The organism is Inquilinus sp. OTU3971 (genome assembly GCF_038440215.1).
This window is the reverse complement of sequence record NZ_JASATH010000218.1, coordinates 1-13,368: the sequence shown is the minus strand read 5'-3', so window position 1 is coordinate 13,368 and position 13,368 is coordinate 1. Positions and strand designations below refer to the sequence as shown.

Annotated in this window: 11 protein-coding genes and 1 pseudogene; 4 read left to right on the top strand and 8 right to left on the bottom strand. The window is 65.7% G+C overall.

The features are described 5' to 3' along the window. Positions 1-318 (bottom strand): annotated as a pseudogene (locus AAHM41_RS34675) (hypothetical protein); the annotation flags it as partial. 225 nt (positions 319-543) lie between these two features. Here AAHM41_RS34675 and AAHM41_RS34670 point away from each other — a divergent pair. Then, entirely contained in the window at positions 544-1,527 is a 984-nt protein-coding gene (locus AAHM41_RS34670; RefSeq protein ID WP_342241191.1) for a Bug family tripartite tricarboxylate transporter substrate binding protein, read from the top strand. 6 nt (positions 1,528-1,533) lie between these two features. On the opposite strand, the gene AAHM41_RS34665 is transcribed toward AAHM41_RS34670, so the two are convergent. Further along, the gene (locus tag AAHM41_RS34665; protein ID WP_342241190.1) at positions 1,534-2,172 is read right to left on the bottom strand and encodes a LysE family translocator; all 639 of its coding nucleotides are present in this window, start codon (positions 2,170-2,172) and stop codon (positions 1,534-1,536) included. Between the two features lie 197 nt (positions 2,173-2,369). Further along, positions 2,370-3,767 (bottom strand): MFS transporter, encoded by a 1,398-nt coding sequence (locus tag AAHM41_RS34660; RefSeq protein ID WP_342241189.1) that lies wholly within the window; start codon positions 3,765-3,767, stop codon positions 2,370-2,372. A gap of 597 nt (positions 3,768-4,364) precedes the next feature. Here AAHM41_RS34660 and AAHM41_RS34655 point away from each other — a divergent pair. Next, on the top strand, positions 4,365-4,652 hold the full coding sequence (locus tag AAHM41_RS34655; RefSeq protein WP_342241188.1) for a DUF1330 domain-containing protein: 288 nt from the start codon (positions 4,365-4,367) through the stop codon (positions 4,650-4,652). A gap of 297 nt (positions 4,653-4,949) precedes the next feature. Here AAHM41_RS34655 and AAHM41_RS34650 read toward each other — a convergent pair whose 3' ends face one another. The 4 genes from AAHM41_RS34650 to AAHM41_RS34635 form a co-directional block, all read right to left on the bottom strand. Further along, the gene (locus AAHM41_RS34650; RefSeq protein ID WP_342241187.1) at positions 4,950-5,762 is read right to left on the bottom strand and encodes a nickel-binding protein; all 813 of its coding nucleotides are present in this window, start codon (positions 5,760-5,762) and stop codon (positions 4,950-4,952) included. Positions 5,763-6,112: 350 nt separating this feature from the next. Further along, entirely contained in the window at positions 6,113-6,559 is a 447-nt protein-coding gene (gene aac(6') / locus AAHM41_RS34645; RefSeq protein WP_342241186.1) for an aminoglycoside 6'-N-acetyltransferase, read from the bottom strand. 399 nt (positions 6,560-6,958) lie between these two features. After that, complete coding sequence (locus AAHM41_RS34640) at positions 6,959-8,317, bottom strand: adenylate/guanylate cyclase domain-containing protein (protein ID WP_342241185.1); 1,359 nt, start codon at positions 8,315-8,317, stop codon at positions 6,959-6,961. Between the two features lie 253 nt (positions 8,318-8,570). After that, positions 8,571-9,119, bottom strand: coding sequence for a DUF5710 domain-containing protein (locus AAHM41_RS34635; RefSeq protein ID WP_342241184.1), 549 nt, complete (start codon positions 9,117-9,119; stop codon positions 8,571-8,573). Between the two features lie 396 nt (positions 9,120-9,515). Between AAHM41_RS34635 and AAHM41_RS34630 the strand changes: the two genes are divergently transcribed. Next, positions 9,516-10,490 carry a hypothetical protein gene (locus AAHM41_RS34630; RefSeq protein WP_342241183.1) on the top strand — a complete coding sequence of 325 codons (975 nt, stop codon included), beginning with the start codon at positions 9,516-9,518 and terminating at the stop codon, positions 10,488-10,490. Between the two features lie 257 nt (positions 10,491-10,747). Here the strand turns inward: AAHM41_RS34630 and AAHM41_RS34625 are convergent, their stop codons facing one another. Then, entirely contained in the window at positions 10,748-11,644 is an 897-nt protein-coding gene (locus AAHM41_RS34625) for a LysR family transcriptional regulator (RefSeq protein ID WP_342241182.1), read from the bottom strand. 203 nt (positions 11,645-11,847) lie between these two features. Between AAHM41_RS34625 and AAHM41_RS34620 the strand changes: the two genes are divergently transcribed. Further along, the gene (locus AAHM41_RS34620; RefSeq protein WP_342241181.1) at positions 11,848-12,630 is read left to right on the top strand and encodes an SDR family NAD(P)-dependent oxidoreductase; all 783 of its coding nucleotides are present in this window, start codon (positions 11,848-11,850) and stop codon (positions 12,628-12,630) included. Positions 12,631-13,368: the final 738 nt, after the last annotated feature.

The following is a 13,368-nucleotide window of genomic DNA, read 5'->3' as shown; positions in this document are numbered from 1 at the left end:
CCCCCCCCGCCCCCCCCCCCGGCGCAGGTAGTCGTCGAGCTGGGCCCGGCTCTCCAGGCTGCGGGCGGCGATGTGCGGCACCGGCACCAGGCCCTCGCCGCGCAGCCGCGCCGCGGTCTGCACGATCTCGCCGAGATCGGCGCCCGGCAGCATGGTGACATAGACCGGGGTGCCGGCCGGCAGATGCGCACCGTAGCTGGCGGTCTTGGCGGCGATGCCGGGCGCGGTCTCGATCGAGAGGTCGCGGAACAGGTCGACCACCGCCGTCTTCGGCGTCGGCAGCGAGACAACCTTGGTCGACCGATTGAACCCCAGCATCCACCGTCCTCCGTGAGCACGGCGCCATCACCGGCGCTTGGATGACAAAATGGTGATACCGGGGTGCTTGCGCTGCGTCGCGGACGACCGGAACTGTCCGGAAGGCGACACCGCGGCGGGATTGCGACATGGCCATCCTCCGGGTGCCAGGGTGGCGATCCTTTGGCATAGTGGAAGGCGAAAGCCGGCCCCGCACGAGGCCGCCATCATCGAAGGGGGAAAAACATGTCCAAGACAGCCCTGGCGCTATGCGCCTGCCTGGCCGCCGCCCTCCTGCCCGTGACCGGCGCCTCCGCCCAGGACGCGGCGGCGGGCTATCCCGCCAAGCCGGTCACCATCATCGTGCCCTTCGCCGCCGGCGGGAACACCGACCTGTTCGGCCGCCTGCTGGCCGACGAGATGAGCAAGACCTTCGGCCAGACCTTCATCGTCGAGAACAAGCCGGGCGCCGGCGGCGCCATCGGTGCCGAGCTCCTGGCCAAGGCCCAGCCGGACGGCTACACGCTCGGCATGGCCACGGTCAGCACCCATGCGATCAACCCGTGGGTCTACAAGGACCTGGCCTATGACCCGGTCAAGGATTTCGCGCCGGTCTCGCTGGCGGCGACGCTGCCGAACCTGCTGGTGGTCAACCCGTCCTTCCCGGCGAAATCGGTGCCGGAGTTGATCGCGCTCCTGAAGGCCGAGCCGGAGGGCCACAGCTACGCCTCCTCCGGCTTCGGCACCTCGATCCACCTCGCCGCCGCCGCCTTCGAGCAGCAGATCGGCGCGCGCATGACCCATGTGCCGTACAAGGGCAGCGCCCAGGCGCTGAGCGACGTCGTCGCCGGCCATGTCGAGATGATCTTCGACAACATCCCGACCGCGGTGGAACAGGCCAAGGCGGGCGCGGTCCGCCCCCTGGCGGTGACCGGGCTGCAGCGGGCCGCGGTGCTGCCGGACGTGCCGACGATGGCGGAGTTCCTGCCCGGCTTCGACATCACCTCCTGGCAGGGCCTGCTGGCGCCGGCCGGCACGCCGCCCGCGATCGTCGAGAAGCTGAGCGCCGAGGCGCAGCGGATCATGCGGCTGCCGGAGATCCGGGCGAAGGTCGAGGCCCTGGGCGCCCAGCCGATCGGCAGCACCGCCGAGGAGTTCGCGGCCTATATCAAGGCCGAAACCGCGAAGTACAAGCCGATCGTCGAGGCCTCCGGCGCCACCGCGCAGTAGCGACCGTCAGCGCTGCTCGGTTGCGATGCGCAACCCGAGCCCGACCAGCAGGACGCCGGTGACGCCTTCGATGGCGCGGCGGATGCGCGGCCGGCGCAGCACGTCGCCGGCCTTGGCCACGGCGACGGCATAGGCGGCGAGCCAGGCGAAGGTCATCAGGCTGAACACCAGGCCGAGGGCGAGAAAGGCGGTGAAGGCCGGCTGGCCCGCCGGCACGAATTGCGGCAGCAGGCTGGCGAAGAACACCGCCATCTTCGGATTGCCGAGATCGCTGACCAGCCCCTGGCGGAACGCCGCGCCGCGGCCGAGGCGCCGGACCGGGCGCGCGGCGGCAGCGGCATCCCCGCTTTCGCCCGGCCGCCACGCCGCCCGCAGCGCGTGCAGCCCGAGCCAGACGAGGTAGGCGGCGCCGGCATATTTCACCGCCAGGAACAGCGGCTCCGACGCCACCAGCAGGGCGACGATGCCGAGGCTGGTGGCGAAGGCCCAGACCGCCTGGCCGACCGAGACGCCGAGGGCGGTGCAGATGCCGCCGGCGCGGCCGCCGAGCAGGGCGTTGCGCACGGTCACCGCGGTGTCGGGCCCGGGCGTGACGATGACCAGCGCCGACACCCCGAGAAACGCTAGGACCGAACTCGCCAGCATCGCCGCTCTCCTGTTCTGCCGAGGCATGACGGTAGCGGCGGGGCCTGCGGGGAGTCGAGAGGGCGCCGCGGAGCTCGTTCTGAAACTCGTTCCGATGAGTCAGCTGGCGTGGTTTTCGAGAACCGGCGCGCAGCGGACATCGGTCCGTGAGCACCGGAAGCGGAGAAAACCGCGTCAGATGGCCGTCGGGGCGAGTTTCAGGACGGGCTCCCCCCCGGCCGCACCCCGAAGCTGGCGAGGAACCCCAGCGTCCCCAGCAGCGCGGCGATGCCGAACACCCAGGTGGCGGCATGGATGATCGCCTCCGGCGTCAGCGCCGCGGCCATGCCGGCCTCGTTGGCGATCAGCCCGGACAGCGCGGCGCCGATGGCGTAGCCGCCGGATTGCAGCGTCGGCAGCAGGGCCGAGGCGGAATCACGCTCGCCCGGCCGTGCCGCCTCCATCACCGCCTGGCTGAGGAAGGCCCAGGAGATGCCGAAGCCGGCGCCGATCAGCACCTGGCACAGCATCAGGAGCCAGGGCTGGCCCGTCGCCAGCGCCGCCATCACCCCGAGCAGGCCGAGCGCCAGCAGGAACGGCCCGATCCGGATCAGCCGGCGCTGCCCCTCCGGCCGGACGATGCCGGCGACCAGCACGGCCGAGCCGCTCCAGGACAGCGCCATCAGCGCGCTGACATAGCCGGCCATGGTCGGGCCGTAGCCCCAGAGATGCTGGATGGTGATGTTGAGATAGACCGTGGTCGCGGCCTGGGCCACCGGCATCAGCAGCACCACCCACAGCCCGGCGCCGACGGTCGAGCGGAAGGTGAAGGCGTCGGACGGGAACAGCCGGTCGCGGCTGCGCCGGTCGGCCAGCACCACCGCCGCCAGCACCAGCATCGCGGCGGCGACGCACAGCGCCGCCTGCCGGCTCTGCGGCACGATGCCGGCGACCGAGACCAGCATGATGCCGGCGGCGCAGCCGAGCAGGCGCAGCACCGGCACCGTGCCGCCGCCGCTCCGAACCCGCTCGGCCGGCACCACGATCCCGACCAGCAGGGCGAAGATCGCGATCAGCGGCACGTTGATCAGGAAGGCGGCGCGCCAGGACACGGTCTCGGTCAGCACGCCGGACAAGAGCGGCCCGCCGAAGGCGGCGGCGGCCCAGACGATCGCCTCGGCCCCGAACACCTTGGGGATCAGCCGCGACGGGAACATCTCCGGGATCAGCGCATAGCAGACGGCGGCGATCACCCCCTCCCCCGCGCCCTGGAACAGGCGGCCGACCAGCACCATCGGCATCGACTGGGCGAAGCCGCAGACCAGCGTGCCGGCCAGGAAGGCCAGCGCCGCCAGCAGCAGCGCCGGGCGGGTGCCGAGGCGCTGCTTCAGCGTCGCCGCGGCGGCGCCGCCGACGATGGCGGCGACGAGGAAGACGGTGAAGGCCCAGCTGATCAGCCCGACGCCGCCGAGCTCGACCACCGCGGTGGGCAGCGAGGTCGAGACCAGGAAGGCGTTGAGCGCGTACAGCGCCACGCCCAGGCACAGCGTGGCGACGGTCGCGGCATAGCGCCGGGTCAGCAGCTCGCCCCACCGGCCGTCGATCGTTTCCTCCATGATCCGTCCTTTTTGCAAGTTGGCTCTTGCTATATCGCGGAGATTTAAAAAGCAATGGCTTTGAAAATTGACACCCGCTTCCGCCCGCATCCTCAAGCCGCGATCCGGCATGGGGCAAGAGGCGGCCTCCGCGGTGATCGCGCTGCTGTATACCCTCGCTCGGATTCGCGTATCCCGCGACGAACGGGTGGGCCATTCGTCGCGTGCACGTTGTGTGTGACTCGAAGCGCCGTGATGGCTTAAGCAGGGGCAGCTGTCTTGAGCCGAAAATTCTCCCGCGCCCATGTTGCAAATGTAGCCGGCTTCTTGCCTGCCACCTTGTTTGCAGGCGCGATGTCATCGTCGAATGAATGCGGGCCGAGGTAGGTATAAGTCTCGAAATAGGCCAACGTCTCGCCTAGCGCAGCGGCCCCGGGGAAGAAGCCTGCGAAGATCTCCTGAGGGCGGCGAATGTCCGGTGTCGGGGCGCCGGCGCGGCGACCGCTTTTGGCGCAGCCGAGCCGCGCCTGGCCGACCGGGAGGGCGGGAAGCGGCCATTGCATCAGCGAGGACGGCGAGGGACGATAGCGGCCAGGTCACCGTGCAAGGGGCGTTCGAATGGCCGCTTATCTTATCGCCGATATAGAGGTCCACGACCCACAGGCGTATGAGGAATACAAGCAGAAGGCGTCGTCGACGATCAAGCAGTTCGGTGGGCGCTACCTGGCTCGCGGCGGAGCCCAGGAGATCCTCGAGGGGAGTTGGACGCCAACGAGGCTCGTTCTGCTGGAGTTTCCCGACATGGCGACGCTGCAAGCTTGGTACAGCTCAAGCGAGTACGCCGTCGTCAAACCGTTCCGCCTTGCCAATGCACGCAGCTGTCTAGTCGCCTTTGAGGGCGTGTGAATACCGGCATGCTCGCAAGACTACATTTCCCGCGGCAACAATGATCTGCCGCAGTGGAAGCGGTGCAGAGAGTTCCGCTTGGGATCGCGTGCTGCCATGTCCGCCTCGAGGTCGCGGTTGAGACGGCCGGTACGGCGTCCTGACTGACTGGGCCAGCCAGAAAGCGCCGGGCCTCTCACATCCGGTCAATGTCGCTGTCGGGGCGCAGACGCGATGACCGCAAATGGCGCGGGCCGGCCTGGGATAGGTGGCGCGATAAGGCGAACGAGGCCGTGCCCTGCCCCATCCCGACAAGCTTCACTGCCAGGCGATTGAATAGACGACGACCGGCACGGGAAACCCCTTCATCGGCCGGGACCCGAGCTCGCTCACGCCGAAGCGGTTGGGAAGCATGTCCCGAACAGTCTGGGAAACGAGAATCGAGTCCGGATCGGCGGACTGGCAAAGGCGTGCGGCCAAATTGACGGTGGTGCCGAACAGGTCATTGCTGTCGGTGATTGGCTCCCCAGCGTCGAGCCCGATCCGCAGCCGGAGCTTCTCGGTGCTCGCAAGATTGAAGGCCTCGAACGCCCCCAATATGCCGCAAGCGCAATCCGCCGCCGCAACGACGTCGCCAAACGCCGCCATGATCCCATCCCCGGTGTGTTTGACTTCACGGCCCGCCCGTTCCTGCAGCGCTCGACGAACCAGAGCGTCGTGAGCGCGCACCATTTCCACCGCTCGGGCATTGCCAAGCCTTGTCGTCATGGCCGTCGAACCGACGATGTCGGTGAACATGACCGCCCGGAAGGCAGCGTCATGCGCCGTCGAGGTCGCCGGGCTTGCGGGAGATGGGTCGGTGACGCGGCCGAGAAAGGCCTCGACCGCAGAGAGATCGACGGCGATCACATCGACTGCCACATTGCCGTGGGCTTCCGCATGCACCTTCATCGCCGTCTCGATGTCCGGGGCGTCGATCAGGCAGAATCCCGTGCCGCGCGCTTCGTCAAACCAGTAGGTCTGAAAGCGCACCCCATAGCGTGGCTGGAGCTCGAGGTCCTTGCGATGCGCCTCGGCGATGTCAGCGGCCGTGAGTCCTCTGAGATCGTGCCGGTCCAAAAAGATCGGCATCGGCGCCTCCCTGTGCCACTTCGGGAGATAGTACGCTTTCGGGCGAAGATGCGGGAGATTCCCTGCGGTGGCGCACACTGACCGCGCTCACGCTGGGCCGAGGTGAAGGCCCGGAGCTTCCAGGACCGTCCGCTCTGCGGGCCCACAACCATGTCGGCTTGGAGCCGTCGCGTCCGCTCCGGTGAGCCGATTTCGACGACCGGTTTCGGGAGCCAGCCAGGGCGCTAGGCAGACCGGAACGGCGTTCCCTAGCCAGCTTGGGCCATGTCTCCTCTCGGAAAGTGACCTCCATGGCCGCAGATGGCGCGGTCCCGCCTGGTCGCGCCGACGGGAAGGGGTGGAGAGTGGTCCTACAGGCTTTTACGAAAGAAGACGACGCGTTTTGTCTCCTCGAACCCTAGCGCCGCATGAAACTTGTGGCTCACGACGTTGTCCAATAGGGCATCGGATGCGAACTCGGAACAGCCGATAGACTTGCCCCATTCGGCAATTGCATCGCAGAGCAGTCGCGCCGCACCCTTTTGCCTGTGGCCGGGCAGAACATAGATTCCTTCAAGGAAAAGAACGGGAGAGGTTTTGCATCCATTGACGTAATCGCTGCGCAGCGTGCCTTCAGCGAATCCGATCACTTCGTCTTCATTGGTTTCACAGATGAACGCGACAGCTCGGCCGTCCCCGGCCAGGAAAGTGCGAACCACGTCGTTCCGATGGTGTTGGACAGAATAGTCCGGCCAAAGCGCAGCACGTAACCGCGCCCACGGCTCAACATGTTCCATGGTGCTCCGCTGGATCTTCATCGTCTCCCACCTTACGCCGCAGTTCGCGTGTCTCCAATGGGCGCCGTCCAGTCATGACCGCTTCGGGGCCGTCCTGCGATGGCCGGTCTCGGGTGCCCCGTTTCAGCTCGACCGGCTGAAAGGGGAGGGATCCCGCGGGTTTGGCTGATGTCCGCTATCAGGGCGCCGCGCCAATGGCCAATGGCGCACGTCTGCCGGGTCAAGCGGGCGGCAGGGTGGGCAGCGGACTCGTGACAGGCCGGATTGGCCCCCATGCCCGACGCGGCCCCGCACGAGGATCGGCGGCGCCAAGCGAGAAGATGCCGCACGTCCCCTGTGGCGGTTCGGCGGCCTGAGCATGGCGGACGCTCGTTTCAGAGCGGCCACGCTCGACAACGAGACAGAACCCTCGCACGGGTCTCAGCCGCCGAACAGGCGCCGGCACTCGTCGCCGAGGCGGTCATTGGCCAGATGCCCTTCGGCATCGGCGGCGAATTCGGGACGGAGCCGGTCCAGGAAAAACATCGGCAGCGGCCCCTTGTTCTTGGCCTCGACCGGCCCGCGCGGCGTGCACTCGAAGAACCGCTGCACCTTCAGATAGGTGCTTTCCGACAGGTTGATCCGGCCGGGAGCGCTCTCCTCCTCCATCCGCGAGGCGACGTTCACCGAATTGCCCCAGATGTCGTAGGTGAACTTATGCCGGCCGACGACACCGGCGACCGCCGGCCCACTGTGCAGGCCGATCCGCATCTCCCAGGGCGGCAGGCGAAGCCGCTGGCGCCCCTGGTTCATGCGGAGGACGCGGTACTGGATCTCCAGCGCCGTGAGGCAGGCATCGACCGGGTGCCGGCGGTTCGGCTCGGGCAGCCCGCCGGCGCACATATAGGCGTCGCCGATGGTTCGAACCTTCTCCAGCCCGTGCCGGCGCACGATCTCGTCGAACACCGAGAAATACTGATCGAGCGTGTCGACCAGCTGCGCCGGCTCCATGCTCTCGGCCAGCAACGTGAACTTGCTGAAATCGGTGAAGACGATGGTTATCGACTCGTAGTAACGCGGCGTGACCCGGTCCTTGTCCTTGAGCTCCTGGGCCACCGATTCCGGCAGGATGTTGAGGAGCAACCGATCCGACTTCGCCTTTTCCTCGGCGATCTCGGCACGGGCCCGCTCCAGGGACTGCATCGTCCGGTTGAGTTCGCCCAGGCTGCGCCGCAGCTCGAGCTGCGCGACGGCCTGATGGGCCAGCCGGCGCAGCGCGTCCACCTGACCGGGATCGAGCGGGTGCGGCGCGAAATCGACGATGCAGAAGGTGCCGAGCGCATAGCCTTGCTGGTTGATCAGCGGCACGCCGCAATAGAACCGGATATGCGGCTCGCCGACCACCAGCCTGTTATCGCTGAAGCGCGCATCCTGGGTCAGGTCGGGTACGTACAGCACGTCGCCATGGCACAGGGTCGAGGCGCAGATGCTGATGTCGCGAGGCACCTCGGTGTAGGCGGGAGGCAGGCCGTATTTCGATTTTAGCCAGGTGCGGGTCTCGTCGATCAGGCTGATGAAAGCGACCGGGCAGCCGCAGATCTGGGCCGCCAGCTCGGTCAGTTCGTCGAAGGCGAATTCCGACGGCGTGTCGAGGAGATTGTAGCTCCTCAAGGCGATGAGACGCTCGGTCTCGTTGGCTGGCATCTCGAAGGCCATCATGCGCGCCCCGCCTTCGGGCAACGATGGGTTAAGCACCGGAAAGAATGATAACATCAAAACGGGACCGGGTCGCCACGGCACCGAGCTGGGTCGGCGAGTGCTGAGCTTTTCGAGAACGAAGGCCCCGTCGCCGCCTACTATCGCGAAGCATCGGTGAATGAATGCGTCGGGCGTTTTCGGGGCGGCCGAACCGACAACTCGGACTGGACAGCGGCCGGTTTGCGCGCGTCCGCTATCGCGGCGCCGGCGAGGTGACCGCTTCTGCAGGGGACCTGCCGGTGCGGAGAGTGTCCGGTGTCGAGATGACGGCGCGATGGGATTGATCATCGACCGATTAAAGAAAACCTAACGTCTGCGCCTTCGAAAGTGCATCGTTGTCGTCGGCCGAGAGCCACCAGCGCTTTTCAACGGGCGCCCAGCGCGCCCCTATGCGCTTGGCTTCATCCTTCCGCGAAAATGGCACTGAAAGCCACACGCGTTCCCTTCCGTCATCTGCCTCTGATTGCAGATTTGCGTGTGTAGCTTTGTCACGCCGGCGATCGAGGGCTTGTAGCGCTTGTTCTATGGCGGGATCATCGAGCTGCCGCATCGCTGTTCGGCCAGCCCAGAGTGGTGGCGGGATCCTTTGCCATGTCTTGTACGTTCCTGGGACCGGTACCGGCGCAAGTCCCTCTTTGAGCACGCCTTCCAAGTTGTAAACATCCATCAGAACGGACGGATTGCCGAAATAGGGTCCAGGCTTCGTCATTGCGCCGACGCGGACCACGCAGGCGCAGGTATCGCCCCATGTCGTACGACGGATCCAGAACCCGGGCCCGCCGTTCGCGACGCACATTTCAAAGATGTTCTGACCGTTGCGTTCGTCGAAATCACCGCTGCTCATCTATTAGGCTCTACGTTCGTTTCATCATCCATTCTATGGATAGTGACCTCGGCCGACCGCAATGGGTCGAATCGGGTCAGGTCTGCTCTTCGGGATCCGCGTGTGATGGCCGCTCTCGAGTAGCCTGCCGTCGGCCTGGCTGACCGGGAAGGGTGGAAAGCGGAAGCTCGCCTCCCCAGAGATGAATTTCGAGCGGAACATTACCAACCCGGACAGGTCTGGCGGATCGCGAGGCAATTTGCCGGCAGGCCACGACGCATGGCCCAATTCCAGCCTAGTGCATTAGGCCTAATTTGAGGACGCCGTTTCGAGCGCTAGCTTGCGATCAGTTGTGCCCAGATGGCTCCGCGGGATCCAGCGGCACGTCCAATGCCCCAGTTGCGCGGTGAGGCGTCAATGCGAGGGTTGATCACAAGACCGCAACTGCCACAGCTCGGACTTGACCTGCTCGAGCCGGTCAGCGGCGACGGGCGTTTTATTTTCGAAGGGTATACGACCGCGGGACGACCCTATGGGATCAAGTATCGGTCTGGTTTCCTGCAGATCTGGCTCGAGAAACCGGAGGAGACCTTGCTGCAGGCTCGCATAGGACCACTCTACCACGGCGATATGCTGTTCGAGCAAGTCTGTGAGCTGGCCGGCATGACCATCAACGGTCGTCCTGCAGTCGTCTTGCAAAGCCGGCTGGAAGAAATGCAGGAGTACGGCCGATACCTGGACTGGTCAGGCGCGACCAGCTACTGGGAAAGGAGGTTCACTGTGTCAAAGCAAGGAGCAAGGTGCTTGGGCGAAGCTGTTTCGGCTGCCTTTCCAGCGGCTGTGCCGCTGAAGATTCAATGGGAAGGACAGTCGCGGCGCTACCATTGTCTGGACAGCATCGAAACGTTCGAGGGCGCGACGTTTGTTATCGGCGGGAGCAGTCGCGATCTGGAGCGGGTTTTGTCAGCCTCGCATGTGAGGATGGCAGAGATCCAGGCAACATTCGATCACGTCATCCAAAGCAACATCATCCAGCCGTTCGTCAGACGCTCGGCCGAAGAAATGTCGCGCGCCGTTGGACGACCGCTCGAATTGGCGGAAACAGCACGTGGCTGGATTGGCACATCGGTAAGGAGCGGTAATGAACGCGACATGCGCTTCCTGCACGATCTCGCCTCCGCAGCCGGCCACTGCTTCTTCACCGATGTCGATGAGATCGATATCCTGGATCGAAAGGTTCTTGAACACCTGAGCGGGGGATGGTGGAGCACGGACCTGTTCGACTGGTGCCGGAGGTCGCCGGATCGGTACCTGTCGGCCGTCTGGAGTTCGGGCAGGCAAGGATATGTTGGTTATCGACCGTCCGCTTCTCTTCTGGGATCCGGCATCTGAGGCGGCTTGAATCATGTATCTGGATGAGATCGTCCACGACCGGAAAGGGCGGAAAGTAGCCGTTGCGCGTCTATCTATGCTGCCGGGCTTTGACAGCCGAGATGGCCAGGATCGCAGCGAGGATGGGCAGCAGAATTGCGCTCGGCACCACACCCAGAGGCAAGCCGCCGATGGTTCGATGCGGCCCGCTGACATTCGAAGCCGAAGCGTAGAGCAACGTGCCGGTCGGCGACGCCGCCGCCGGCATGTCCGCGGCTTCATTTCCCTTGAAGCAGCCTGATCAAGGCCCGAAGTGCCTGCGGGACCTGGCGACGACTGGGGTAGTAGAGATGGAATGCGGGCCCGAAGGAGCTCCACCCCGGCAGCACTTCACGCAAGGTGCCGTTCTCGAGCTGAGCCGCCACACGACCTTCCTGACAATAGGCGATGCCGCCCCCGCTCTCGGCGATCTCGATCGCAAGCGCGGTCTCGCTCACCACGATCGCCCAGTCGATCCTGACCTGCAGAGCCTCCTCAGCCCGCTCCAACTCCCAGTGGTAGACCGCGCCGGTCCCGGTGCGCAGACCGATGCACCGGTGTGACGCCAGGTCAGACGGCGCCTCCAGGGCGGGCGCGGTTTCGAGATACCGTGGCGACGCGACCATGATCCATCGCAACTCCGGTCCCAGCGGCACGGCAATCATGTCCTCAGGCACGCGTCCACCGAACCGGATGCCCGCGTCGAAGCCGCCGCTCACGATGTCGACGAAATCGTCCTGGACGACGACTTCGAGCCGCACCGCCGGATAAGCGGTGACGTACCGCGTCAGCATCGGCGCCAGGACAAGCCGCGCGGCGTCGCTCAAGACATTGAGTTTCAGCTGTCCTGCCGGCTCGCCGCGGTAGCGGCTCAGCTCATCGAGCCCGATCTCGATGGTTCCGAATCCGGCCTCCAGCCGCGCCAGCAGATCGCGCCCGGCCTCGGTCAGGGTGACGCTGCGATTGGTGCGGTTGAAGAGCCGCACCCCCAGCCGCGATTCCAGTCCGCGCAGCGCATGGCTCAGCGCCGATGGGGAAACGTCGAGTTCGGCCGCAGCACGGCGAAACCCGCCTGCCCGGGCAATGGCCCTGAACAGGTTGAGGTCGCCCAGATCCGTCCGGGTCAAACGGGGCATTCGTGATCCGCCAACTCGCGTGTTGAGGACATGTGAACACTGCATTGAGCGGGACGCCAGGAGCAACCGCCGATCCGGAATGGTTATCTGCATAGGGCGAGAGCTTGCCGCCGCGACGAGAGCGTCGCCGCAACCGGCGGTCGCGGTGAGAGCGGCAAGACGTTCGCGCGATCCCGCAGACGCGATGATGAGGAGCAGAACCGATGGAGCAGAATCGTCCGCTGGCGATGGTGACGGGCGCGTCGTCCGGAATTGGCCTCGAGCTGGCAAAGCAGTTCGCGCTGAACGGTTATGACGTCGCCATCTCCGGTTCGAGCGACCGGATCTTCGATGCTGCCGACGAGTTGCGCGGCCTTGGCGCAGAGGCCTATCCGCACAAGGCAGACGCCGCCACCTATGATGGCGTGGAGGGCTTCTGGAGCGCGGTGTCGGACCTCGGCCGCCCGGTCGAGGCCGCCGCACTGAATGTCGGGATCGCCATCGGCGGCGCCTTCGCCGAGAACAAGCTCGAGGACGAGTTCCGGCTGATCGCAATCAACATCACCGGCACCGTCCACATGGCAAAGCGCGTCGTCCAGCACATGCTGCCCAACGGTCGGGGCCGGATCCTGATCGTTTCGTCGGTCTCGGCGACGCTTCCGACGCCGTATGAAACCATCTACGGGCCCTCGAAGGCATTCGGCTTTTCGTTTGCGGAATCCCTGCGTCAGGAACTGCGGGGCACAGGGATCACGGTTACGGCCCTTCTGCCCGGGGCGACGAACACCGACTTCCATGCCAATGCCGGAATGGCATCCACCCCGATCGGATCCGGTCGGAAGAACGACAAGACCCTCGTCGCCAGGCAGGGCTTCGAGGCTTTGATGAACGACGAGGATCATGTCGTCGGCGGCGATGAAGCGACAAAACAGCAGGCGATCGCGAACCGGACGACACCGGAACCAGTGAAGGCGGCTCGCCACGCGGAGGTCGCCCGCATCCGGTAGCGGGGTTGAACAAGCCTGGCCCTCGGTCGTCGATTCGAGCATCGGGCCATTTTCCGAGCGGATGGGCGGTTCCGTGTTCTTTGAGCGCCACGCGGGACTGTCCGCTCCAGAGGAGTTCCAAAGGCTCGTGGACGTGCGTAAAGGGGTGGTGTGCAGACGCTCGACTGCATTGGGCGGAGGGACCGCCTTGGGTCGCGTCCGGTCCATGTCCGCTTCAAGCTGCCGGTTGAGACGGCCGGTTTCGGGCGTCCTGATTGGGCCGGGTCAGGCCGGAAAGCACCCGGATCCCTCACGTTCTGTCGACGTCCGCCGTCGGTAAGCGAACTCTATGACCGCGTATGGCGCTCTCCGTCATCGAACCGGTCCGCGGAATGACTGCTTCCCGCCCTACCTGTGCAGGTGCACTCGACATGTCCAAGCGCAAGGGCTTGGTCATCCGGAAGCACATGCCCAGTGGCCCATCGGGGCGACGGGCAGTGCGAGCGCCCGGCGATAGCCGGTTTCTCTCCGAAAACGGCAGATCTCCTGGCAATCGGGCTGTGAACACAATCTGCAATTGTGTTAACCGGCGATTCTGGTTCATGATATGTTCTATGAAGAAGGCGCACTCCGACTCCACTCCGCAGCCAGCCGCACCGGCCTCCGCCGATGCCGAGCAGGCGGCGCGCATGCTCGATCGGCTGGCCGAGATGGCGATGGAGCAGGCCGAGGCGATGCATCGGGCCACCATGGCCGCCA

Excerpts from the sequence above, each read along its gene's own strand:
- AAHM41_RS34670 (WP_342241191.1), top strand. The coding sequence starts at position 544 with ATGTCCAAGACAGCCCTGGCGCTATGCGCCTGCCTGGCCGCCGCCCTC.
- AAHM41_RS34630 (WP_342241183.1), top strand. The coding sequence starts at position 9,516 with ATGCGAGGGTTGATCACAAGACCGCAACTGCCACAGCTCGGACTTGAC.
- AAHM41_RS34665 (WP_342241190.1), bottom strand. The coding sequence starts at position 2,172 with ATGCTGGCGAGTTCGGTCCTAGCGTTTCTCGGGGTGTCGGCGCTGGTC.
- AAHM41_RS34625 (WP_342241182.1), bottom strand. The coding sequence starts at position 11,644 with ATGCCCCGTTTGACCCGGACGGATCTGGGCGACCTCAACCTGTTCAGG.
- AAHM41_RS34650 (WP_342241187.1), bottom strand. The coding sequence starts at position 5,762 with ATGCCGATCTTTTTGGACCGGCACGATCTCAGAGGACTCACGGCCGCT.
- AAHM41_RS34635 (WP_342241184.1), bottom strand. The coding sequence starts at position 9,119 with ATGAGCAGCGGTGATTTCGACGAACGCAACGGTCAGAACATCTTTGAA.
- AAHM41_RS34620 (WP_342241181.1), top strand. The coding sequence starts at position 11,848 with ATGGAGCAGAATCGTCCGCTGGCGATGGTGACGGGCGCGTCGTCCGGA.
- AAHM41_RS34660 (WP_342241189.1), bottom strand. The coding sequence starts at position 3,767 with ATGGAGGAAACGATCGACGGCCGGTGGGGCGAGCTGCTGACCCGGCGC.
- AAHM41_RS34655 (WP_342241188.1), top strand. The coding sequence starts at position 4,365 with ATGGCCGCTTATCTTATCGCCGATATAGAGGTCCACGACCCACAGGCG.